The sequence below is a fragment of the Yoonia sp. R78084 genome (assembly GCF_044595625.1).
Lineage (GTDB): Bacteria > Pseudomonadota > Alphaproteobacteria > Rhodobacterales > Rhodobacteraceae > Yoonia.
On record NZ_CP138993.1, the window covers coordinates 3,297,756 to 3,318,571 of the forward strand.

General features: G+C 59.6%; 21 protein-coding genes. 18 read left to right on the forward strand and 3 right to left on the reverse strand.

Annotation, left to right across the window (positions count from 1 at the left end; all coding sequences use genetic code 11):
* Window positions 1-12: 12 nt before the first annotated feature.
* From SJY29_RS16545 to SJY29_RS16560, 4 genes are all read left to right on the forward strand, one after another.
* A complete protein-coding gene (locus SJY29_RS16545; protein ID WP_400085058.1) occupies window positions 13-1,212 on the forward strand; it encodes an ABC transporter substrate-binding protein in 1,200 nt (399 codons plus the stop codon).
* A 101-nt stretch (window positions 1,213-1,313) separates the two neighbouring features.
* A complete protein-coding gene (locus SJY29_RS16550) occupies window positions 1,314-3,008 on the forward strand; it encodes an ABC transporter permease (RefSeq protein WP_400085061.1) in 1,695 nt (564 codons plus the stop codon).
* Complete coding sequence (locus SJY29_RS16555) at window positions 3,001-3,636, forward strand: ATP-binding cassette domain-containing protein (protein WP_400085064.1); 636 nt, start codon at window positions 3,001-3,003, stop codon at window positions 3,634-3,636. The genes SJY29_RS16550 and SJY29_RS16555 overlap by 8 nt, the downstream gene beginning before the upstream one ends.
* Window positions 3,637-3,821: 185 nt before the next feature.
* Window positions 3,822-4,889, forward strand: coding sequence for an acyltransferase family protein (locus SJY29_RS16560; RefSeq protein WP_400085067.1), 1,068 nt, complete (start codon window positions 3,822-3,824; stop codon window positions 4,887-4,889).
* 79 nt (window positions 4,890-4,968) lie between these two features.
* On the opposite strand, the gene crtC is transcribed toward SJY29_RS16560, so the two are convergent.
* Window positions 4,969-5,838, reverse strand: coding sequence for a carotenoid 1,2-hydratase (crtC, locus tag SJY29_RS16565; RefSeq protein WP_400088964.1), 870 nt, complete (start codon window positions 5,836-5,838; stop codon window positions 4,969-4,971).
* Window positions 5,802-7,355, reverse strand: coding sequence for a 1-hydroxycarotenoid 3,4-desaturase CrtD (gene crtD / locus SJY29_RS16570; RefSeq protein WP_400085069.1), 1,554 nt, complete (start codon window positions 7,353-7,355; stop codon window positions 5,802-5,804). Before crtD ends, crtC begins: the two co-directional genes overlap by 37 nt.
* Window positions 7,356-7,439: 84 nt before the next feature.
* Between crtD and SJY29_RS16575 the strand changes: the two genes are divergently transcribed.
* The 14 genes from SJY29_RS16575 (at window position 7,440) to dxs (ending at window position 19,644) form a co-directional block, all read left to right on the forward strand.
* Window positions 7,440-8,321, forward strand: a complete 882-nt coding sequence (locus SJY29_RS16575) for a polyprenyl synthetase family protein (RefSeq protein ID WP_076660553.1) — start codon at window positions 7,440-7,442, stop codon at window positions 8,319-8,321.
* Window positions 8,321-9,469 carry a methyltransferase gene (locus tag SJY29_RS16580; RefSeq protein ID WP_400085072.1) on the forward strand — a complete coding sequence of 383 codons (1,149 nt, stop codon included), beginning with the start codon at window positions 8,321-8,323 and terminating at the stop codon, window positions 9,467-9,469. Before SJY29_RS16575 ends, SJY29_RS16580 begins: the two co-directional genes overlap by 1 nt.
* Before the next feature lie 110 nt (window positions 9,470-9,579).
* Window positions 9,580-10,518: a chlorophyll synthesis pathway protein BchC gene (gene bchC / locus SJY29_RS16585; RefSeq protein ID WP_400085074.1), complete on the forward strand. Its 939-nt coding sequence runs from the start codon at window positions 9,580-9,582 to the stop codon at window positions 10,516-10,518.
* Window positions 10,515-11,519: a chlorophyllide a reductase iron protein subunit X gene (locus SJY29_RS16590; protein ID WP_110280661.1), complete on the forward strand. Its 1,005-nt coding sequence runs from the start codon at window positions 10,515-10,517 to the stop codon at window positions 11,517-11,519. Before bchC ends, SJY29_RS16590 begins: the two co-directional genes overlap by 4 nt.
* Window positions 11,506-11,652, forward strand: coding sequence for a hypothetical protein (locus SJY29_RS16595; RefSeq protein WP_400085077.1), 147 nt, complete (start codon window positions 11,506-11,508; stop codon window positions 11,650-11,652). Before SJY29_RS16590 ends, SJY29_RS16595 begins: the two co-directional genes overlap by 14 nt.
* Complete coding sequence (gene bchY, locus SJY29_RS16600; protein ID WP_400085080.1) at window positions 11,642-13,246, forward strand: chlorophyllide a reductase subunit Y; 1,605 nt, start codon at window positions 11,642-11,644, stop codon at window positions 13,244-13,246. Before SJY29_RS16595 ends, bchY begins: the two co-directional genes overlap by 11 nt.
* The gene (gene bchZ / locus SJY29_RS16605) at window positions 13,246-14,706 is read left to right on the forward strand and encodes a chlorophyllide a reductase subunit Z (protein WP_400085083.1); all 1,461 of its coding nucleotides are present in this window, start codon (window positions 13,246-13,248) and stop codon (window positions 14,704-14,706) included. The genes bchY and bchZ overlap by 1 nt, the downstream gene beginning before the upstream one ends.
* Window positions 14,703-14,927: a cytochrome PufQ gene (pufQ, locus tag SJY29_RS16610; RefSeq protein ID WP_110280658.1), complete on the forward strand. Its 225-nt coding sequence runs from the start codon at window positions 14,703-14,705 to the stop codon at window positions 14,925-14,927. Before bchZ ends, pufQ begins: the two co-directional genes overlap by 4 nt.
* Before the next feature lie 147 nt (window positions 14,928-15,074).
* Window positions 15,075-15,230, forward strand: coding sequence for a light-harvesting antenna LH1, beta subunit (gene pufB / locus SJY29_RS16615; protein WP_008231906.1), 156 nt, complete (start codon window positions 15,075-15,077; stop codon window positions 15,228-15,230).
* Window positions 15,231-15,242: 12 nt separating this feature from the next.
* Window positions 15,243-15,398 (forward strand): light-harvesting antenna LH1, alpha subunit, encoded by a 156-nt coding sequence (gene pufA / locus SJY29_RS16620; protein ID WP_019954421.1) that lies wholly within the window; start codon window positions 15,243-15,245, stop codon window positions 15,396-15,398.
* 124 nt (window positions 15,399-15,522) lie between these two features.
* Window positions 15,523-16,353 carry a photosynthetic reaction center subunit L gene (gene pufL / locus SJY29_RS16625; RefSeq protein WP_055296878.1) on the forward strand — a complete coding sequence of 277 codons (831 nt, stop codon included), beginning with the start codon at window positions 15,523-15,525 and terminating at the stop codon, window positions 16,351-16,353.
* 12 nt (window positions 16,354-16,365) lie between these two features.
* Entirely contained in the window at window positions 16,366-17,292 is a 927-nt protein-coding gene (gene pufM, locus SJY29_RS16630) for a photosynthetic reaction center subunit M (RefSeq protein ID WP_110280656.1), read from the forward strand.
* Window positions 17,293-17,303: 11 nt separating this feature from the next.
* Window positions 17,304-17,540 (forward strand): RC-LH1 core complex protein PufX, encoded by a 237-nt coding sequence (pufX, locus tag SJY29_RS16635; RefSeq protein WP_286164001.1) that lies wholly within the window; start codon window positions 17,304-17,306, stop codon window positions 17,538-17,540.
* Between the two features lie 181 nt (window positions 17,541-17,721).
* Entirely contained in the window at window positions 17,722-19,644 is a 1,923-nt protein-coding gene (gene dxs / locus SJY29_RS16640; protein WP_400085089.1) for a 1-deoxy-D-xylulose-5-phosphate synthase, read from the forward strand.
* Between the two features lie 50 nt (window positions 19,645-19,694).
* Here dxs and SJY29_RS16645 read toward each other — a convergent pair whose 3' ends face one another.
* A complete protein-coding gene (locus tag SJY29_RS16645; protein ID WP_400085092.1) occupies window positions 19,695-20,795 on the reverse strand; it encodes a class I SAM-dependent RNA methyltransferase in 1,101 nt (366 codons plus the stop codon).
* Window positions 20,796-20,816: the final 21 nt, after the last annotated feature.

Sequence of the window (20,816 nt, forward strand, 5' to 3'; positions counted from 1 at the left end):
AGGACGTAACTTATGAAACATCTTGCCATTCTGGCAGCTTTGCTGGCCCCGGTTCCCGCGCTTGCAGATATCGACGTCAGCAATTGGGACGCTGTCACCACCGAGGCCGAAGGCCAAACGGTGTTCTGGAACGCATGGGGCGGATCCACGACAACCAATGACTTCATCGCGTGGGTCGGTGAGCGCGTGATGGAAGAGTATGGTGTCACGCTTGAGCATGTGAAGCTGACAGATACCGCAGATGCGGTCACACGTGTGCTGTCCGAAAAGCAGGCGGGCGAGGATGATGACGGCGCGATCGACATGATCTGGATCAACGGTGCGAATTTCGCCGCGATGAAAGAGGCCGATCTCTTGTTTGGCCCTTATGCAGAAGCATTGCCGAACTGGGCTTTGGTCGATGTCGAAGGCAAGACCGTGCAAACCGATTTTACTGTGCCGACCGAAGGCTATGAGAGCCCGTGGGCCATGGCGCAGGTGGTCTTTGTGCATGATACCGAGGATATGCCCGAGCGTCTGGGGTCCATGCAGGCCCTGCTGGAATGGACCCAAGCCAACCCCGGGCGGTTCAGCTATCCACAGCCGCCGGATTTCCTTGGTACGACATTCCTCAAGCAGGTTCTGGTCGACATTCTGCCTGATCCGTCTGTGTTGGCCGCACCAGCCACGGACGAGAACTATGCAGATATCACGGCCCCGCTTTGGGCCTATATGGACGAACTGACACCGAACCTGTGGCGTGAAGGCAAGGCCTATCCGCCGACCGGAACCGCCATGTTCCCGCTGATCGCGGACGGCGAGCTGGATTTGTCGATTTCCTTCAGCCCCGGTGCAGCTTCGACGGCGATTGCGAACAGTGAACTGCCACCGAGCGTGCGGACCTTCGTGTTGGACAAAGGCACCATCGGGAACGCGTCTTTCGTGGCGGTGCCTTACAATTCGGGGTCCAAGGCCGGTGCGATGGTGGTTGCCAATTTCCTGATGTCGCCAGAGGCGCAGGCGCGCGCGCAGGATCCTGCGATCCTCGGCTATGGGACCGTGTTGAACATGGATGCTTTGTCCGAAGATGACCGCGCGTTGTTTGACGCGCTTGAGCTGGGTGTTGCGACACTGACACCTGCCGAGTTGGGCACAGTGCAGGATGAACCGCACCCAAGCTGGGCTACACGGATCGCGGATGATTGGGTCACACGCTACGGTGTTTCGCAGTAGCCCGTGTCGAAAATAAGTGAACGCAGCCCCGGACATGATCCGGGGCCTCGCCGTTGCAGTGGGAGGTCCCGGATCATATCCGGGACTGAGTTGCACCAGCTATGAACCGCCGTCGTTTCCTTCCCGTCCTGCCGATCCTGACCTTGCTTGCCATGCTGGGGCCGGTGGCGGCCGGTCTGTGGGGGACGGTGCTGCCGGCCTTCGGGCATTTGCCTGCGGCGGGACTGGCGGGGCCGTCGCTTGATCCGTTTCGCGATCTGTTTGACTGGGCGGGCCTGCCAAGGGCGGTGATGCTATCGCTCTCGACGGGGGTGCTGGCGACAGGCATTTCACTTGCGATTGTGGTTCTGGTCACCGCCGGCTGGTCCGGTACGCGGCCCTTTCGCGCGCTTGAGCGGTTGCTCTCGCCGCTGTTGTCGGTGCCACATGCGGCAGCCGCCTTTGGGCTGGCTTTTCTGATAGCGCCGTCGGGGTGGTTGTCGCGGCTGGTATCGCCCGGCCTGACAGGCTGGGAGCGTCCGCCGGATATCCTGATTGTGCAGGATAGCTGGGGCCTGACGATGACAGCGGGCCTGATTATCAAGGAAGTGCCGTTCTTGCTCTTGATTACGCTGGCAGCCCTTGGTCAGGCCGATGCGCAACGCAGCACGACGATCGCGCAGGCGCTGGGCTATGGGCGGGTGACAGGCTGGCTGAAGACCGTGTTTCCACGTGTCTATGCGCAGATCAGACCGCCGGTTTATGTGGTTCTGGCCTACTCGATGTCGGTGGTGGATGTTGCCGTGATCCTTGGCCCCAATACGCCGCCGCCTTTGTCGGTGCAGATTGTGAAATGGATGTCTGATCCTGATCTGGCGATGCGGCTTGAGGCGGCGGCGGGTGCGCTGTTGCAACTGGGCCTTGTGGTCGGTGCGTTGATCTTCTGGCGGCTTGGCGAAGTCCTCGTGGCCTCTCTGGGGCGGCGCTGGATCACCAAAGGCAGCCGCGGGCGGCTTGATCCGGTTGTGGCGCAGGCTGCGCTGGTCGCGGGCGGGATTTCGGCGGTGACTGTCCTGTTGGGACTGGTTGTCTTGGTGATCTGGTCTTTTGCGGGGTTCTGGGGGTTTCCGGATGCCTTTCCTGATGGCTGGACCCTGCGCAACTGGATGCGCTTTGGTCCGGGCACGTTAGAGGCCCTCGGTGAAACGGCCCTGATCGCCTGTACTGTGGCCCTTGTCGCGCTGATCCTGACAATCGGATGTCTTGAGGCCGAGTACCGCTATGGTCTGTCGTTCAGCCAACGGGCGGTCTGGTTGTTGTATCTGCCTCTGCTTATTCCCCAAACGGCATTCCTGCCGGGTTTGCAGACCTTGATGTTGAATATGGGGGCTGATGTCGGGCGATTGCCGGTGATGCTGGCGCATCTGGTGTTTGTGCTGCCTTATGTATTCCTGTCCCTCGCTGATCCGTTTCGTGCGTGGGATACGCGGATGGGTACGATTGCCGCAGCTTTGCGGGCCAGTCCTGACGGCGTGCTGTGGCGCGTGCGCCTGCCGATGCTTTTGCGTCCGATCCTGACCGCATTGGCCGTGGGTCTGGCGGTGTCGGTGGGGCAGTATCTGCCGACCTTGCTGATTGGCGGGGGTCGTGTGGCAACCCTGACAACCGAGGCTGTGGCGCTGGCTTCGGGGGGCGACCGGCGGGCGATCGGGGTTTATGGATTGATGCAGACTGGGGCGGCGCTGGTGCCATTTGCGCTTGCGCTGCTGCTGCCGGCGCTGATCTGGCGCAACAGAAGGGGATTGCGGCATGGATAAGGGTTTGGTGCTGAAAGACGTGATGATCACCAAAGGCGGTGTGCCGCTCTTGTCGGTTGCGCAAGAAATCGTGCCGGGCGAGGTGCTGACGATCATGGGCCCCTCTGGTGTTGGCAAATCGACCCTGCTGGCCTTTATCACGGGCACCTTGGCCAGTGATTTTGCCGCGACAGGCGAGGTCTGGCTGGATGGCCAGAACATCACCCATGCGGCCCCGCATCAACGCAGGGTCGGGATCCTGTTTCAGGATGATCTGCTGTTTCCGCATTTGTCGGTCGGGGCCAATCTGGCCTTTGGCCTGCAACCCGGTGGCTGTCCTGCAACGCGCAAGGCAAAGATCGAAGAGGCGCTGGATGAGGTTGGCCTGAGTGGCTTTGCAGACCGCGATCCCGCCACGCTGTCAGGCGGGCAGAAGGCGCGGGTCGCATTGATGCGGATGCTCTTGTCAGAACCCTGCGCGTTGCTGTTGGACGAGCCGTTTTCGCGGCTGGATGCCGCCCTGCGGGCCCAAGTACGCGAGATGGTGTTTGACCGTGCCCGCGCCCGCGCGCTGCCTGTGCTGATGGTGACGCATGACGCAGAAGATGCCGAGGCGGCGGGCGGCTTGATCGTGACGCTGGGTGGATGAGTGGAAGGCGGACTCGCAGTTCGGAGTTGAGGCGCGCACTGCGCAAGGTAACTTGGGTTTCGCGCGCAATTTGACCGTAAGTCTGACTTCACAAACACATGACCTGTGGTCATGATGGCGGGTATTGTCCGCTGCTGCAGGGATAATCCGTACCCGCCAGCAGAATACGAGCTGGAAGTAGAAAGTTGTCATTCGAATCATACCGGGCGCGCCGGCATTTTGCCAATCTTGATGGCCTACGCTTTGTTTCCATAGCGATGGTGGTCTGGCACCACGGTATTCCACTTGATCAAGGGGGCGCTCAGATACTCCTGCGCGGTTTTCTGGGCGTTGATTTCTTTTTCGTGCTCAGCGGATTTCTGATTACTACACTGTTGCTGCGCGAGCGGAGTGAATATGGCGATTTCTCTCTAAGAGACTTCTATCTGCGCCGTGTCTTGCGCATTTTTCCCGTATACTTTTTCGTGGTGGGATCAGTATCGGCCTATTACATTTTCATAGCTGGCCAAACGGAACTGGCATGGCTGGTGCCCTTCTATGCCTTGTTCCTATCGAATTTCCTAATCGATCATATCCCAAATCTGTACATTACCTGGTCACTAGCGGTGGAAGAGCAGTACTATCTGGTTTGGCCATTGGTCCTGCTTCTTGTCCGCACGCGATATCTGATACCGGTTTCGCTCTTTCTGGTTGGGATCAATGTTGCCGCCATTACGGGCACATTTGGTCCGGAACCTGCAGGAAACGGTGTTTATCGCATCTGGCTGCCCAACTCGACCTACGCTCCGATCATCATGGGATCACTCCTCGGACTGATACTGCACTCCGCGCAAGGCTTCCGCGTCGTTGAGAAACTCCTGGGAGGCCGCTGGCACGCAATTGCCGGTTTTTGTTTACTGGCGATCACGATCCAGTTGGCGCCTTCTGATTTGCGTGGCCTTCCAAATCTCTTGATCCACACAATAATGGTCGGGATACTTGCCGCATTGGTCGTGCGCGAAGACAATGCGGCCCTTGCGATCCTGCAAAACCGTTTCATCGCCCGTATCGGGGCTGTGAGCTATGGTATTTATCTATATCATTTGCTTGTCCTCGACGTGGTCAATCGGATTGCGGGCCGTCTTGACCTCATGGAGCAATGGACAATTCTGGTGCTCTACAGTGTCCTTTCCTATGTTGTTGCAGAAATCAGCATGAGAACCTTGGAGGCTTACTTTCGCCGCTTCAGACCTGCGCCGAGGTCGGCCAAGTAGAGGTTTGCAAGAGGCCATTGAGCAGGCGTTTGCGCTGTCCGCCAAGGCCCCCCTCTTTCTTCTGGGTGCGCAGCAGACCCTAGCCGTTCCAGCCCTTCCGTCTTGGCACGCGGACCGCCAGCATCGGTTTGATCAGGGGTGAACGGTACCGGTTCAGGTCCAGCGCCTCATGCACGCCGGTCACCACTTCGCCGTTCAGCTGCGTTTGCACCGCGGATCGTGAATAGAACGGCGCGTCCAGCATGGGCAGCACTTGTTTTGGAACAACGCCGGGATCAGCGCGGGTTTCGCGCATGACCTGCCATAGAGAGCGTTTGAAGCGTGTCCTAGGTGGCGCATCGACGATTTTGGCGCGCCCGTCACTGTCAAAGGCGATCGCGGTGTCGAGCGTCGAGCCATCGCGGCGTACGGCGTCGTAGATGCAGGTCGCGCCTGCTTTGGTGGGATAGCGGCCCCATGTCCAGAAACTGAAATCCTCTTCCAGCGACCGCGTGCCGAAATTGCTGTCGAAATAGCCGTGTCCTGACCACTGCCAGCCTTTTGCTTCCAGCTCAACCTTGATGTCCGACGAGGGCGCGAAGGGCCGCCAGATATGCGCGCCGTTCGGTGTCAGGGGGAGTTCGACGTGGGTGATCGCATGGGGTGTGATCGTGATTTGCCCCCGCACGCGGCTGATCAGGGGCGGGCTGCTGATCTCATTGATGTCGATCACCAGATCGCGGCCCGTCCAATGCATCGACGAAGGTCCTACCTGAAAGGTGTCGGGTGTTGTGTGCAGTGCTGCACGCCCGCGGTCCGTCATCGTGAACCGCCCGCCCGGCCCGTAGGTTGCCACGTTGATGCAGCAGTGATTGGCTGGGTCGCGGCGCCCCGACCATGCGTACCACGGTGAAAACACCGAGCCGATAAAGCCTATGACAGAGACCGCTTTCGTCCCGTCCGTGCTGATCCCGTCAATGTACCACCAAGCGTAGCCGTTTGGGGGGACATCAAGGTGGAAGCATGGTCCGTCATGATCGCCGCGGCCGCGTGCGCTGCGGAGAGTGTCGCCATCGGCACCCCCGCCCCCGGATGCGTCCCGCCCCCGCAAAGGTACAGCCCCGGCACCGGTGTGCGTGCCGTCGGGCGTTTGAATGCCGCCATCATGCCTTGCGGGCTCCGCCCGTAAAGGGAACCGAGGCTCGCTGGAAACAGCGCGTCGAACCCCTGCGGTGTGGTGAGCGCCTCTGGTCCGGGCGTCGGGCTGAACGTCAGGCCGAAGTCGCGGAAACGCTTGAAAATCTGTGTCTGACATGGGGGTTTTTCCTTTTCAGGGTCGCGTGGCACAGGCGGGCCGTTCATGATGATCTCGAATTGTTGCAGGGCGTCGGGTGCGACTGCCCCGTGATCCTGTGCGCAAAGATAGAGTGTGGCGTCGGTCGGCATTTCGCCTTTGGCGAGCGCCTTGAATTCGGCTTTGGGATCGTGCCCGAAAAACACAGTGTGATGTTTGAGCGCGACACCTTCGGGGACTGCGGCAAAGGCGTGGACAAAGGCCGAGAGGCTGCGGGGTGTTGTGTGTTGTGGCTGCACCGCGTCTTTCGCGCCGTCGCCAAGGAGACCGGTTTCCAGTGCGCGCGGATCGCCGTTGAACAGCACCATATCTGCGGGAAAGTGCCCTGTGGCTGTTTGCACACCATTGATCCGCCCGTTCTGCCGCGTGATCCGCGTGGCGGGCATGTTGTAGTGGAAGGTGGCACCGCGTGCCTGCGCCAGTTTGGCGATTGCCTGTGCAAGTTGATGCATCCCGCCCTTCACGGACCAGACGCCTTGTGCCTCGGCCTGCCAGATCAGCGCCAGAATGGCGGGTGCGGCATAGGGTGAGCCGCCGACATAGGTGGCATAACGGCCGAAAAGCTGCGCAAGGCGGGGATCGCTGAAGGACTGCCGCAGCAATCCGGCCAAGGTGCGGTGCGGGGCCATGGCCGGGATCAGACTGGGCTGGCGCAGCACGGTTTTCGTGATCGCCCATTGGTCGGGTTCGGGCGTGCGCATCATCGGCGCATCGAAAGCGTCAAACAGGCGCTTGGCGCGTACCGAGAACGCCGCGAATTCCTGTCCTGCTTTCGGTCCGAAGGTGGCAGTCACATTGGCAAGGCTTTGCGCAGGATCCGCATCGAGATCAAGCATCGCGCCATCATCCCAATAATGCCGCGCCAGTGTCGTCAGCGGTTCAAGCGTGAGGTGGTCACCCAGCACCTCATCCACATCGGTAAACAGCGCCTCAAACACGGGCCGCATTGTCAGGACAGTCGGGCCTGCATCGACCGGCCCTGCATCTGATGCCACCGTGCGCATCTTGCCGCCCGGCGCGCTGTGCATATCCAGCACAGTGACATCGCAACCCTGATGGGCCAGCCGCAGTGCAGTGGCCAATCCGCCGATTCCAGCGCCAATAACAACAATTTTTGGGGAATCCGCTTTCATCCGGCCCTGAGTCTTTTGTTACGTTTGATTTACATTGACATATGTAAACTAAAATAGACACTATAGATTGCAAAGGAGGCGTCCATGAGAATCTCGGAACGGATTGATGCGACCATGGCAGCGGCCATCAAGGCAGGCCAGGGTGGCGTTGCGCCGGCGAAGCTGGCGGCGGCGCTTGAATATGCGGTCACCCCCGGCGGTGCGCGGATCAGGCCGACGATCCTGACCTCGGTGGCGATGGCCTGTGGTGATGACCGCCCTGAGTTGACCAATGCGGCGGCGGTGGCCCTTGAGGTGATCCATTGCGCGAGCCTTGTGCATGATGATCTGCCTTGCTTTGACGATGCCGATCTGCGGCGCGGCAAACCGGCGCTGCATCGTGCCTATTCCGAACCTTTGGCGGTGCTTGCGGGCGATAGCCTGATCATCATGGGGTTTCAGATCCTTGCGCGTGCTGCTGGCGATGCGCCTGCGCGGGCGCTGAACCTCATTGATATTCTGGGTACCCGCACAGGGATGCCTTTTGGTATTTGCGCAGGCCAGGGCTGGGAGAGCGAAGAGAACATCGATTTGTCCGCTTACCATCAGGCCAAAACCGGTGCCTTGTTCATTGCTGCAACGCAAATGGGTGCTGTGGCGGCCGGACAAGAGGCTGAGCCGTGGGAAGAATTGGGTGCGCGCATTGGCGAGGCATTTCAGGTCGCGGATGATTTGCGCGATGCGCTATGCGATGAGGATACGCTGGGCAAACCGGCCGGTCAGGATGATCTGCACGGGCGGCCCAATGCGGTGGCCTCTTACGGTGTAGCGGGTGCTGTAAAGCGTTTCGACGACATTCTGGGCGGCGCAATTTCCTCTATTCCTGCCTGTCCCGGCGAAGCGGCCCTCGCGCAGATGGTGCGCGCTTATGCCGATAAACTGGTGCCTGCTGGCGCGCGTGGCAGATCTACCGTCCCCGGCGAATAATGAAAGACTTTGATATCCCTTTGCAAAAACCTGCGTTGCCGCGTGGGGCGTTGCGGCGTACGGGGCGATTGACCCGTTTGGTCGCATCACGGGGATTTCAAAAGTGGGCGGCCCGCTTTCCCCTGACACGTCGTATTGTGCGAACCGAAGGTGAGGCGATGTTCGATCTGGTCGCGGGCTTTTGCCATAGCCAGATTTTGCAGGCCTTTGTGCGGTTTGATATGGCCGGGCTTTTGTTGGCCAACGAGATGAGCGCCGAGGCTTTGGCCTATGAACTGGCAGTTCCAAAAGACCGGCTTGCCGTTCTGCTTTCCGCGTCTGTCGCCATTGGCCTTCTGAAGCGCCGTCGTTCTGGGCACTATGCGCTGACGACGCGGGGTGCGGCACTTGCGGGCGTGCCCGGTTTGCGCGGGATGATTGACCACCATGATGTGCTCTACCGCGATCTGGCTGATCCGGTTGCCTTCTTCCGCGGTGAGGTCGCGACCGAACTGGCGGATTTCTGGCCCTATGTGTTCGGCGCTGGCGGTGCGACCGATCCTCAAACAACGGCAGTCTATTCCCGACTGATGGCGGATAGTCAGGCGCTTGTTGCCGAAGATACGCTTGCAATGTTCGGGTTCTCCGAAGGTAAGCGCATCCTTGATGTGGGTGGTGGCACGGGGGCATTTCTGGCCGCTGTTGGTGTGGCGCATCCGCATCTGCACGTGACGCTGTTTGATCTTCCCGCCGTGGCCCCTGCTGCGGCAGAGCGCTTTGACGCGGCGGGTCTGCGTGACCGCACCGCGATTGTTCCCGGCTCTTTTCGTGATGATCCTTTGCCGCAGGGCGCCGATATCATCAGCCTGATCCGCGTTCTTTATGACCACGCCGATGCAACCGTCATCGCCTTGCTGAAAGCGGTCCATGATGCGCTGCCAGAAGATGGCCGAATACTGGTGTCGGAACCGATGACCGGCGGAGATAGCCCCCAACGCGCGGGGGATGCCTATTTTGCCCTTTATTGCATGGCGATGCGCACCGGACGCGCGCGGTCTCAGGCGGAGATTGCGGCCCTGTTGAAACAGGCGGGCTTTGCCGACGTGCAAACGCCAAAGCCGCGCCGCGCATTTATCACATCCATTGTGACCGGTGTAAGGAAAAGTTGACACTTTGCATGTCTAAATAAATTGACACTTTGATCTGTAAGGCTAAACTAGGACAGGACAGAGTGTTGTGATTTGGAATGTTCCAAAGCTGTACACTGGGGAGAAAAGCGTTGGAAACAAAGGCCGTCATTCTATCAGCGCCGGGAAAGCTCGCGCTTGATCAGGTGGGAATCGTACCCCCTGCGGCGGATGATATTGTGGTCGCGATCAGGCATTCCGGCATCTCGACAGGTACGGAAAAACTGTTTTGGACCGGTGAGATGCCCCCATTCCCTGGCATGGGATACCCTTTGATCCCCGGATATGAAGCCGCTGGCGAAGTGATCGAGGCGGGTGCTGACAGTGGCTACCGCGTGGGTGAGCATGTCTTCGTGCCCGGCGCGAGTTGCTATGAAGGTGCCTTCGGTCTGTTCGGTGCGGCGGCGCAAACGCTGGTCACCAAAGCATCGCGCGTGACCCGTATTGATCGGGGTCTCGGTGCTGCGGGTGCGTTGCTGGCTTTGGCTGCGACGGCGCGCCATGCGATGGCGGGCCCGAACAAGGCCGTGCCAGATCTGATTATCGGCCATGGTGTGCTGGGCCGTCTTCTGGCGCGCTTGACCATTGCGTCCGGTGCGCCTGCGCCAACCGTTTGGGAAGTTGATCCGATCCGCATGGGTGGTGCCAGTGGGTATGAGGTGACAACACCCGACGCCGACACGCGCCGAGATTACAAATCTGTCTACGATGCATCAGGTCGCGGCGATCTGCTGAACGACTGGATCGGCCGCATCGCCAAAGGCGGTGAAATCGTCTTGGCAGGGTTCTATACCGCGCCGCTGCAATTCGCATTTCCGCCTGCCTTTATGAAAGAGGCCCGTTTCCGCATCAGTGCCGAATGGGCGGCGGACGATATGACCGCCACCAAAGCCTTGGTCGAGGCGGGCACGTTGGAGCTGGCCGATCTGATCACACACCAACAGCCCGCAGAAGCCGCAGGGACCGCCTATGAAGCGGCGTTCACTGATCCGGCCTGCCTGAAAATGATTTTGAACTGGGGAACCGCATGAAAGATGAAATTCCGAACCTGAAGGATTTCGACCAGCGCCTGCGCGATGAAGCGCATGAGGAACCCACGCTGGAGGTCCCGCAGGGCGAACCCACATCAAAGACCCAGATCATCGCGATCTATGGCAAAGGCGGGATCGGCAAGTCTTTCACGCTGGCCAACCTCAGCCACATGATGGCCGAGATGGGCAAACGCGTGCTGCTGATCGGCTGTGATCCGAAATCAGACACCACCAGCCTGCTGTTTGGCGGCAAAGCCTGCCCCACAATTATCGAGACTTCCGCAAAGAAAAAGCTTGCTGGCGAAGAAGTTGCCATCGGCGATGTCTGCTTCAAGCGCGGCGGTGTTTTCGCGATGGAGCTTGGTGGACCGGAAGTGGGTCGTGGCTGTGGTGGGCGCGGGATTATTCACGGGTTTGAACTGCTTGAAAAGCTGGGCTTCCATGATTGGGACTTTGACTATGTCCTGCTGGATTTCCTTGGCGACGTTGTCTGCGGCGGCTTCGGCCTGCCCATCGCGCGCGATATGGCGCAGAAAGTTATCTTGGTTGCCTCAAATGACCTCCAATCGCTTTATGTTGCTAACAATGTCTGCTCGGCAGTCGAATACTTCCGAAAACTGGGTGGCAACGTTGGGGTCGCTGGACTTGTCATCAACAAAGATGACGGCACAGGAGAAGCGCAGGCTTTCGCCGAAGCTGTTAGCATACCTGTCCTTGCTGCAATCCCGCAAAACGATGACCTGAGAAAGAAAAGCGCGAACTATCAGATCGTTGGCACCCATCAAAGCGAATGGGGTCCGATGTTTGAAGGGTTGGCCGAGGCTGTGGGCATTGCCCCGCCTGTGCGCCCCAACCCGCTTGATCAAGATGGTTTGCTGGGTCTGTTCGATGCCAAGGACACCGGCGGCGACTATCAACTTGTACCCGCCACTGATGTGGACATGCGCGGCAAGAACGCCCAGCCGAAAGAGAGCCTCGAGGTGATCTATGACGACGCCTGACGCCCGCAAGAATGTTGAACGCGAAGTGCAAGAAATGCTTGCCCGCGCCACCCCCGCACAGATGAAACGCCTTCTGCGCGATATCATGGCGACCGCACCTGCCGCCAAGGAGCCTGTCAACTATGACGCATGACACCAACACCCAAGGCTATGAAGTTGGCTACGATGATGCTGGGCAGGTCCAGATCATCGAGGGTGTTGCGCGTGCGGATTCGCCCGAAGCGCTGGATGCATCCCAGCAGGCGACAGCGCTTGAGGGCGGTTGCACCGCCAGTGCCGGATCAATGGAAGCTGCCGCGCGTGCCGCTGGCAAATCCGAGATCCTTGATCAATATGCGAAGGATTATCCGCAAGGACCCCACGATCAACCGCAGAGCATGTGCCCTGCGTTCGGGTCTTTGCGTGTAGGCCTTCGGATGAAGCGTGTGGCCACGGTTCTGTCCGGTTCGGCTTGTTGTGTATACGGTCTCACGTTTGTTTCGCATTTTTACGGGGCGCGCCGGTCTGTCGGCTATGTTCCGTTCAATTCCGAGACATTGGTGACGGGTAAACTGTTCGAGGACATCCGCGAGAGTGTCCACGATATGGCTGATCCTGATCGCTACGACGCGATTGTCGTGACAAACCTCTGCGTGCCCACCGCGTCCGGTGTGCCGCTGCGGTTGCTGCCCAAAGAAATCAACGGCGTGCGGATCGTGGGCATTGACGTGCCCGGTTTCGGTATCCCGACCCACGCCGAGGCCAAGGATGTGCTGGCCGGTGCGATGCTACAATATGCCCGCGAAGAGATTAAGGCAGGCCCCGTCGCCCGCCCTGTGGGTGGTAAATCCGACCGCCCGAACGTGGCCTTGCTGGGCGAGATGTTCCCCGCTGATCCCATGATGATCGGCGCGATGCTGGCCCCCATGGGTTTGGCAGCCGGTCCTGTGGTGCCGACCCGCGAATGGCGTGAACTTTACGCCGCCCTTGATTGCGGCGTCGCGGCGGCGATCCACCCGTTCTACACGGCATCCATCCGTGAATTTCAGGCGGCTGGTCGCAAGATTGTGGGCTCTGCGCCTGTGGGTCACGACGGCACCGCTGCTTGGCTGGCCGCGATTGGTGACGCTTACAATGTGAAGCCTGACCAGATTGCAGCAGCGCAAAATGCGTTCCTGCCTGCCATCAAAGGCGCGCTGGCTGGCGCGCAGATCAACGGCACTGTTACCTTGTCGGGCTATGAAGGCTCCGAGCTTCTGGTGGCGCGTTTGCTGATCGAAAGCGGCGCGGATGTGCCATACGTCGGCACCGCCTGTCCGCGCACAGAATGGTCGCGCCCCGATGCGGAATGGCTGGCTGCCAAAGGTGTGAAGATCAAATATCGTGCCTCGCTTGAGGATGATCTGGCCGCTGTTGATGCCATCAAGCCCGATCTGGCGATTGGCACAACACCTGTTGTCCAGCACGCCAAAGAAGCGGGCATTCCGTCGCTTTACTTTACTAACCTGATTTCAGCCCGTCCGCTGATGGGCCCTGCGGGGGCCGGTTCGCTGGCGCAGGTCGTCAATGCGGCGATCGCAGGCAAACAGAAAATGGACAAGATGCGCGACTTCTTCGAGGGCGTGGGCAGTGGCGACACAGCTGGTGTCTGGGAAGGCGCGCCGAACTTGCGGCCTGACTTCCGTGCGCAGCATCAGAAGAAGCTCGACAAGATGGCGCGTGCCACCAAAGCGCAGGAGATGATTTGATGCTAGTCACCGATCATGATCGTGCGGGTGGTTACTGGGGTGCCGTCTACGCCTTCTGTGCCGTCAAAGGTTTGCAGGTGGTTATCGACGGGCCAGTGGGTTGTGAGAACCTGCCGGTGACATCTGTGTTGCATTACACCGATGGTCTGCCGCCGCATGAATTGCCGATTGTCGTCACCGGTCTGGGCGAAAGCGAGATGGGTGAGGGCACCGAGGACGCGATGAAGCGGGCCTGGAAGACGCTTGACCCCGCACTGCCTGCGGTTGTTGTGACCGGGTCCATTGCCGAGATGATCGGCGGCGGTGTCACGCCGCAGGGTACCAACATCCAGCGCTTTTTGCCGCGCACCATTGATGAAGACCAATGGGAATGTGCCGACCGTGCGATGACGTGGATTTTCACTGAATTCGGCATGACCAAAGGCCGGATGCCGCCCGAGAAGAAGCGCGTAGAAGGTGCGAAACCGCGCGTGAATATCCTTGGGCCGATGTATGGCGCGTTCAACATGCCCTCTGATCTGGCCGAAATCCGGCGTCTGGTCGAAGGCATTGGTGCCGAGATCAACATGGTGATGCCCCTCGGTGCCCATGTGGCCGAGATGCGCAATCTGGTGAACGCCGATGTGAACGTCACCATGTACCGCGAATTTGGGCGGGGACTTTGCGAGGTGCTGGGCAAGCCATACCTGCAAGCGCCTTTCGGGATAGACTCAACGACGAAATTCCTGCGCAAGCTGGGTGAATTGACGGGCCTCGACCCAGAGCCGTTCATCGAGACAGAGAAGCACTCCACCATCAAACCGGTGTGGGATCTGTGGCGTTCGGTGACGCAGGATTTCTTTGCCACTGCCGAATTCGCCATCGTCGCGAACGAGACCTATGCCCGCGGCGTGCGCCATTTCCTTGAGGGTGATCTGGGCTTTCCCTGTGCCTTTGCCGTGGCCCGTTGCCGTGGCAAGAAAACCAACAACGAAGAAGTGCGCAACCTGATCCATACCAAGCGCCCGCTGATCGTTTTGGGATCGATCAACGAGAAAATGTATATGGCCGAGATGAAGGCGGGGCATGGCCCATCGCCGGTGTTTATCCCTGCCAGCTTCCCCGGTGCTGCGATCCGCCGTGCGACCGGCACGCCGTTCATGGGGTACGCAGGCGCAACCTATCTGCTGCAAGAGGTTTGCAACGGTCTGTTCGACGCGCTGTTCCATATCCTGCCGCTGGGCAGCAACATGGATGCCACCGATGCCACGCTGACACCGCTGCGCCGCGATTTCCCCTGGGATGCCGACGCACAGGCCAAGCTCGACGAGATCGTGGCGACCCACCCGATCCTGACACGTATTTCTGCCGCCAAAACGCTGCGTGACGCAGCCGAGCGCGCAGCCCTCGACGCCGGCAATGACCGGGTCGTTCTTGAGACCGTCGAAACACTTCAATCCAATTCTGGAGGACGCAAATGACCGATTTTACAACAGACATGCCCCACACACGGGCCCGGTCAGCGCCGCCAAAGCGCGAATACTATGCCTATTTTGGGCTGATCTTTCTGGCCACGCTGCCGCTTTGCATCCTGACATGGGTGTTGTCTGCCGCGCGCCGGATGGAGCTCCCGGAGAAAGGCCCCTTCGCAAAGGCCTGGACACAGGCGCGCATTATTACGCCACAGATCTTCAGCGCATGAACCTGATGGCACGACATTTGTCCGGAAACGGGCATCCGATGTTCATCATTCCCCCCCGGGATGATGGATTGGGGCAAAGGATGAGCCTTTGTCGTAACCCGGCCGCGGGGGGTGCGCGGCGTCAGTACTTAATTTTGGAGACAAAACATGGCTGACAAATCTGACCTTTCTTTCACAGGTCTCACTGACGAGCAGGCCCAGGAGCTGCACGCAGTTTACATGAGCGGGTTCACGATCTTCACGATCGTTGCCGTGGTTGCTCACGTACTGACGTACATCAAGCTTCCTTGGTTCAGCTGGTAGGAGAATTAGCAAATGGCACAGTTCTATAAGATCTGGTTGGTATTCGACCCACGCCGCGTTTTCGTGGCCCAGGGCGTATTCCTGTTCCTGCTTGCAGCAATGATTCACCTCGTTCTGTTGAGCAATGAAAGCACAAACTGGTTCCAGCTCGCCTTCGGCGGAATGTAATCAGCTTTGCTGACTAAATCACGCTACGGGCGGGCCGGTTCCGCCCGTAGCAAACACCGACATTGATGAAGATAGGGCGCACCGGAACGCGGATGCAGGGCCTGTCTAGAATGGAGATTGGAAGATGGCACAGCTCAGCTTCGAGAGAAAATACCGGGTCCGTGGCGGGACATTGGTAGGCGGTGATCTGTTCGACTTTTGGGTGGGGCCATTTTATGTTGGCTTCTTCGGGGTCACGACGTTCTTTTTCGCCGTCCTTGGGACAATACTGATATTTTACGGGGCCAGCCAGGGCCCCACATGGAACCCGTGGCTGATTTCGATCGACCCGCCGCCGCTTGAATACGGTCTGGGTGCAGCCCCGTTGATGGAGGGCGGTCTTTGGCAGATCATCACGATCTGTGCCATTGGCGCTTTTGTCAGCTGGATGATGCGCGAAGTCGAGATCTGCCGCAAATTGGGCATTGGCTATCACGTGCCCTTTGCATTCGGTGTGGCGATCTTTGCCTACGTCACGCTTGTTGTGATCCGTCCGGTTCTGCTGGGTGCCTGGGGGCATGCGTTCCCATATGGCATCTTCAGCCACCTCGATTGGGTCAACAACGTGGGCTACACCTACGGCAACTTTCACTACAATCCGGTCCACATGATCGCGATCACGTTCTTCTTCACCACCTGTCTTGCGCTTGCGCTGCACGGCTCACTGGTGTTGTCGGCCGTGAACCCGGGCAAGGGCCAAGAGATCAAGTCACCTGATCATGAAGATACGTATTTCCGCGATCTGATCGGCTATTCGATCGGGCCATTGGGGATTCACCGCCTCGGTCTGTTCCTGGCGCTGAATGCGGGTTTCTGGTCTGCGATTTGTATCGTTATTTCCGGCACCATCTGGTTCGAAGAATGGATCGTGTGGTGGGACTGGTACTATGAGCTCCCTTGGTGGGTCGATCTGTAGGAGGATATGAAAATGGCTGAATATCAAAACATCTTCACACAGGTTCAAGTACAGGGGCCGCCCGAAATGGGCCTCCCCGGACCTGACGGAACCGCGATTGATCGCGGAACCACAACGGGGTTCTCCAAGCTTGCCGGCATCTTTGGCAATGCACAGTTGGGCCCGATCTATCTGGGGTCCTTCGGGGTCATCTCACTGGCGACCGGTCTGATCTGGTTCCTGATGGTGGGCATGTCGTTCTGGGCGCAGGCTGACTATAACCCTGCGATCTTCCTGCGGGATCTGTTCTGGCTGTCGCTTGATCCACCCTCGCCGGGGTACGGGCTGGGCATGCCGCCAATGGATGACGGCGGTTACTTCATGATCGCGTCCTTCTTCCTGCTGATCTCGGTGCTGACATGGTGGGTACGCACCTACCTGCGCGCCGAAGCTCTGGGCATGGGCAAGCATGTGGCATGGGCCTTCGCCTCTGCGATCTGGTTGTTCCTGGTGCTGGGTCTGTTCCGTCCGATCCTGATGGGCGACTGGTCCGAGATGGTGCCTTACGGCGTGTTCTCGCACCTGGACTGGACGAACCTGTTTTCGATCACATATGGCAACCTGTTCTACAATCCGTTCCACGCTCTGAGCATTGCGTTCCTCTATGGGTCTGCCCTGCTGTTTGCGATGCACGGTGCGACGATCCTTGCTGTAAGCCGCTTTGGCGGTGAGCGCGAGATCGAACAGATCGTGGACCGCGGTACCGCGACCGAGCGTGCCGCCCTCTTCTGGCGCTGGACCATGGGCTTTAACGCCACCATGGAAGGTATCCACCGCTGGGCGTGGTGGTTCGCAGTCCTGACAACGCTGACCGGCGGTATTGGGATCCTGTTGACCGGTACGGTTGTTGATAACTGGTTCGTCTGGGCGCAAGTCCACGGCTACGCGCCAGTAAACTAAGGAGAGAGATGATGAAAAACGATAACATCCTCGAAATGAGCGAAAAGAGCAGGCTGACCGCCGATATTACGCTCTTGATGCTCAAGGGGGCGGGTTACGCCGCGATCTTTGTTCTCGCGATCTGGTTTGTGATTGCAGCGATGGCCTTTATTGGCCGCATCCTTCCCGAAGAAAGCCGCGACACGCCTGATCCCATCAACCGGTCATCTCTGGTGATCGAAGCGGCCCCCGAGGTCGCACAAGTCTAGCGAGATCGGAGCAGGCGGCGCGCGACGCCCCGCCTGTTCCAGCGCCATCGGGCTACCCTCCCTGGCTGGCCCGATATTGGGGTTTCGACCCCAGTTCCCTTCCTGTTGGCTACAGGAGACTAGCGTCGCAATCGGGGAAACCCTTTTGCGGCGCTTTTTTATTTACCACAAAGGTGCCGTCATGACCATCCGTCCTCAAACACCCTTCCTCGATAGCGTTTCCGGCCCTGCCGACATGCGCCGCATGAACGATACCGCTCTCGCCAATTTGGCCGACGATGTCCGCGCAGAGGTCATTTCGGCCGTGTCTGAAACGGGTGGGCACCTTGGGTCTTCGCTGGGTGTTGTCGAATTGACCGTGGCGATCCACGCTGTCTTTGACACCCCGCGCGACAAACTGATCTTTGATGTCGGACACCAGTGTTACCCCCATAAAGTGATCACCGGCCGCCGTGACCGGATCCGCACCCTGCGCCAAGAGGGCGGTTTGTCGGGTTTCACCAAACGTGCCGAGAGCGATTATGATCCTTTCGGTGCGGCGCATTCCAGCACCTCGATCTCTGCCGCGCTTGGTTTCACGGTCGGGCGCGATATGGGGATGCCGACGGGCGATGCAATTGCCGTGATCGGTGACGGGTCGATCAGTGCGGGCATGGCCTATGAGGCGATGAATAACGCCGGCGCTGAAGGCCGCCGTTTGTTCGTAATCCTCAACGATAACGAGATGTCGATTGCCCCGCCTGTGGGTGCCATGTCGAAATATCTGTCCGGCCTTTATGCGTCGCCCATGGGTGAATTGCACAAAATGGCCGAAGGGTTCGAGGCCGCCTTGCCCGGCCCGCTGCGTGACCACGCCCGCCGTGCGCGCCATCTGGTTACAGGGATGCAGACCGGTGGGTCCGGCACGTTGTTCGAAGAACTGGGGTTCTCCTACGTTGGCCCGATTGACGGCCATGATATGCGCCAGCTTCTGCCGGTACTGCGCGCTGCGCGCACCCGCGCCACGGGGCCTGTGCTGATCCATGTCTGCACCAAGAAAGGCAAGGGCTATGCCCCCGCAGAAACCAGTGCGGACCGCGGGCATGGTGTGTCGAAATTCGATGTTGAGAGTGGCGCGCAGGCGAAATCGCGCCCCAACGCGCCAAGCTATACCAAGGTCTTTGGCACTGCGCTGGCGACCGAAGCACAGATGGACCCTGCTATTGTGGCTGTCACCGCTGCGATGCCCTCTGGCACCGGTGTCGATATCATGGGCGCACGGTTCAAGAACCGCGTGTTTGATGTGGGGATCGCCGAACAACACGGTGTAACTTTTGCGGCCGGTATGGCGGCAAGTGGGCTCAAACCGTTCTGTGCGATCTATTCGACGTTCCTCCAGCGTGGTTATGATCAGGTGGTGCATGACGTGGCCCTGCAGAACCTGCCTGTCCGCTTTGCGATTGACCGTGCAGGACTGGTGGGTGCCGATGGCCCGACCCATGCCGGTGCGTTTGATATCGGGTTCATGTCCGCTTTGCCGAACATGGTGGTGATGGCGGCAGGGGACGAGTTGGAACTGATGCATATGGTGCGCACTGCCGCCGCCTATGATGAGGGTCCGATTGCGTTCCGCTATCCGCGTGGTGAAGGGGTTGGGCTCGAGCTGCCGGAACGCGGCAACCTGATCGAGATCGGCAAGGGACGTATCGTGCAGGAAGGGTCGGACGTGGCGATCCTGTGCTTTGGCGCGCATCTGGCCGAATGTCAGAAGGCCGCCGAGAAACTGGCCGCGCAAGGTGTGACGGCCACGATTGCCGACGCGCGTTTTGCCAAGCCGCTGGACCATGCGCTGATCCGGCAACTCTTGCGCAATCACAAGGCGCTGATCACGGTCGAACAGGGCGCAAAGGGTGGCTTTGGTGCCATGGTCCTGCATGATCTGGCCAATGACGGCCTGCTGGACGGGCGCTGTCAGGTGCGGACAATGACTTTGCCGGACCGGTATATTGATCACGCGTCGCCGGATGCGATGTATGCGGATGCAGGGCTGACGGCGGTGGATATTGCCGCGACAGCGATGCAGGCAGCAGGGATTGAGGTCAAACGTCAGGGTGTGACTGTCTGAGAGGGCAGGTGCCTCCGGCGGGGATATTTTGGGGCCAGTAATAACAGGGGCTAGAGTGCGTCTGTCTGGAAGAGCCAGACCTTGAGGCCGCCGTGTGGAATGGCGGGCCCTTTGGGTTTGAAGGGCAGGCCTGACGCTTTGGCGAGGCCTGCTTCGCTGGTGACCATGCCAACCCGCCAGCCCGTGAACTCGCGTTTAATCGCCTCGCCGAGACCTGCATAGACACCATAGAGCATGTTCTGGTTGCCGATCCGTCCGCCATAGGGCGGGTTGCAGATAATCAGACCCGGTGGGCCTTCGGGGCGTTTGATGTCGATGGCGGAGAGGTTCTGGAAGGTGATGTGGTCGGCCACGCCGGCCCGTTCGGCATTGGCGGTAGCCATGCGGATGGCGCCTGCGTCACGGTCGCTGCCGTGGAAATGCTGGGTGGGCGCGCGGGTTTCACCCACCTTACGCCAGCTGTCGTCTTTGTAGGTTGCAAGTTGCTGGAAGGCAAAGTCGCGGCTGCGACCGGGGAAGAGGCCGCAGGCGATTTCGGCGGCTTCGATCACGAAAGTGCCCGAGCCGCACATCGGGTCGAGCACCGGTTCGCGGCCGTCATAGCCGCATTCCCGCAGCATCAATGCGGCCAGTGTCTCGCGCATGGGGGCTTTCCCAACCGCCTCTTTATGGCCGCGCTTGTGGAGGCTCTCGCCAGAGGTATCGACGCTGATTGTGACACGGTTGTCGTCGATGCGGACCTTGAGTGCTACGGGCGCGTCTGCCGCGATAGTCATGCCGTGGCTCTCTTTCAGAGCGGTCTCGATCCGCTGGGTTGCAGCACCTGCATGGTAGATCTTCGACTTCTTCGAAGTGCTGACCTCAACCCGTACAGGGACGTCCTGACGCAGCACGTCACTCCATGGATATTTGCGCGCCCGTTTGTCGAGTTGGGCAAGGTGAAAGGCCATAAAGCTTCCCACACGCGCCAAGATCCGCGTGGCCCCGCGCATGACAAGGTTGGCGCGCCAGACGTCTTCCCATGTGCCGGTGATCGTGATCCCGCCGCTGGTGATTTGCGCGTCGGCAAAGCCGTTCTCCAGCGCCTCGGCGAGGAGGGCCTGCTCAAAACCGGGGGTGCAGACCATGAAGATTTCAAAGGGTGTTGTCATGGCCTGTGCATACTGGGCTTT

What these genes read in the sequence shown, in the direction of transcription:
- pufA (WP_019954421.1), top strand. Translation starts at nt 15,243, where the DNA reads ATGGCACAGTTCTATAAGATCTGGTTGGTATTCGACCCACGCCGCGTT.
- SJY29_RS16555 (WP_400085064.1), top strand. Translation starts at nt 3,001, where the DNA reads ATGGATAAGGGTTTGGTGCTGAAAGACGTGATGATCACCAAAGGCGGT.
- pufQ (WP_110280658.1), top strand. Translation starts at nt 14,703, where the DNA reads ATGACCGATTTTACAACAGACATGCCCCACACACGGGCCCGGTCAGCG.
- pufM (WP_110280656.1), top strand. Translation starts at nt 16,366, where the DNA reads ATGGCTGAATATCAAAACATCTTCACACAGGTTCAAGTACAGGGGCCG.
- SJY29_RS16550 (WP_400085061.1), top strand. Translation starts at nt 1,314, where the DNA reads ATGAACCGCCGTCGTTTCCTTCCCGTCCTGCCGATCCTGACCTTGCTT.
- pufX (WP_286164001.1), top strand. Translation starts at nt 17,304, where the DNA reads ATGAAAAACGATAACATCCTCGAAATGAGCGAAAAGAGCAGGCTGACC.
- SJY29_RS16545 (WP_400085058.1), top strand. Translation starts at nt 13, where the DNA reads ATGAAACATCTTGCCATTCTGGCAGCTTTGCTGGCCCCGGTTCCCGCG.
- SJY29_RS16580 (WP_400085072.1), top strand. Translation starts at nt 8,321, where the DNA reads ATGAAAGACTTTGATATCCCTTTGCAAAAACCTGCGTTGCCGCGTGGG.
- SJY29_RS16645 (WP_400085092.1), bottom strand. Translation starts at nt 20,795, where the DNA reads ATGACAACACCCTTTGAAATCTTCATGGTCTGCACCCCCGGTTTTGAG.
- bchY (WP_400085080.1), top strand. Translation starts at nt 11,642, where the DNA reads ATGACGCATGACACCAACACCCAAGGCTATGAAGTTGGCTACGATGAT.
- bchZ (WP_400085083.1), top strand. Translation starts at nt 13,246, where the DNA reads ATGCTAGTCACCGATCATGATCGTGCGGGTGGTTACTGGGGTGCCGTC.
- SJY29_RS16575 (WP_076660553.1), top strand. Translation starts at nt 7,440, where the DNA reads ATGAGAATCTCGGAACGGATTGATGCGACCATGGCAGCGGCCATCAAG.
- crtD (WP_400085069.1), bottom strand. Translation starts at nt 7,355, where the DNA reads ATGAAAGCGGATTCCCCAAAAATTGTTGTTATTGGCGCTGGAATCGGC.
- pufL (WP_055296878.1), top strand. Translation starts at nt 15,523, where the DNA reads ATGGCACAGCTCAGCTTCGAGAGAAAATACCGGGTCCGTGGCGGGACA.
- SJY29_RS16590 (WP_110280661.1), top strand. Translation starts at nt 10,515, where the DNA reads ATGAAAGATGAAATTCCGAACCTGAAGGATTTCGACCAGCGCCTGCGC.
- dxs (WP_400085089.1), top strand. Translation starts at nt 17,722, where the DNA reads ATGACCATCCGTCCTCAAACACCCTTCCTCGATAGCGTTTCCGGCCCT.
- SJY29_RS16595 (WP_400085077.1), top strand. Translation starts at nt 11,506, where the DNA reads ATGACGACGCCTGACGCCCGCAAGAATGTTGAACGCGAAGTGCAAGAA.
- pufB (WP_008231906.1), top strand. Translation starts at nt 15,075, where the DNA reads ATGGCTGACAAATCTGACCTTTCTTTCACAGGTCTCACTGACGAGCAG.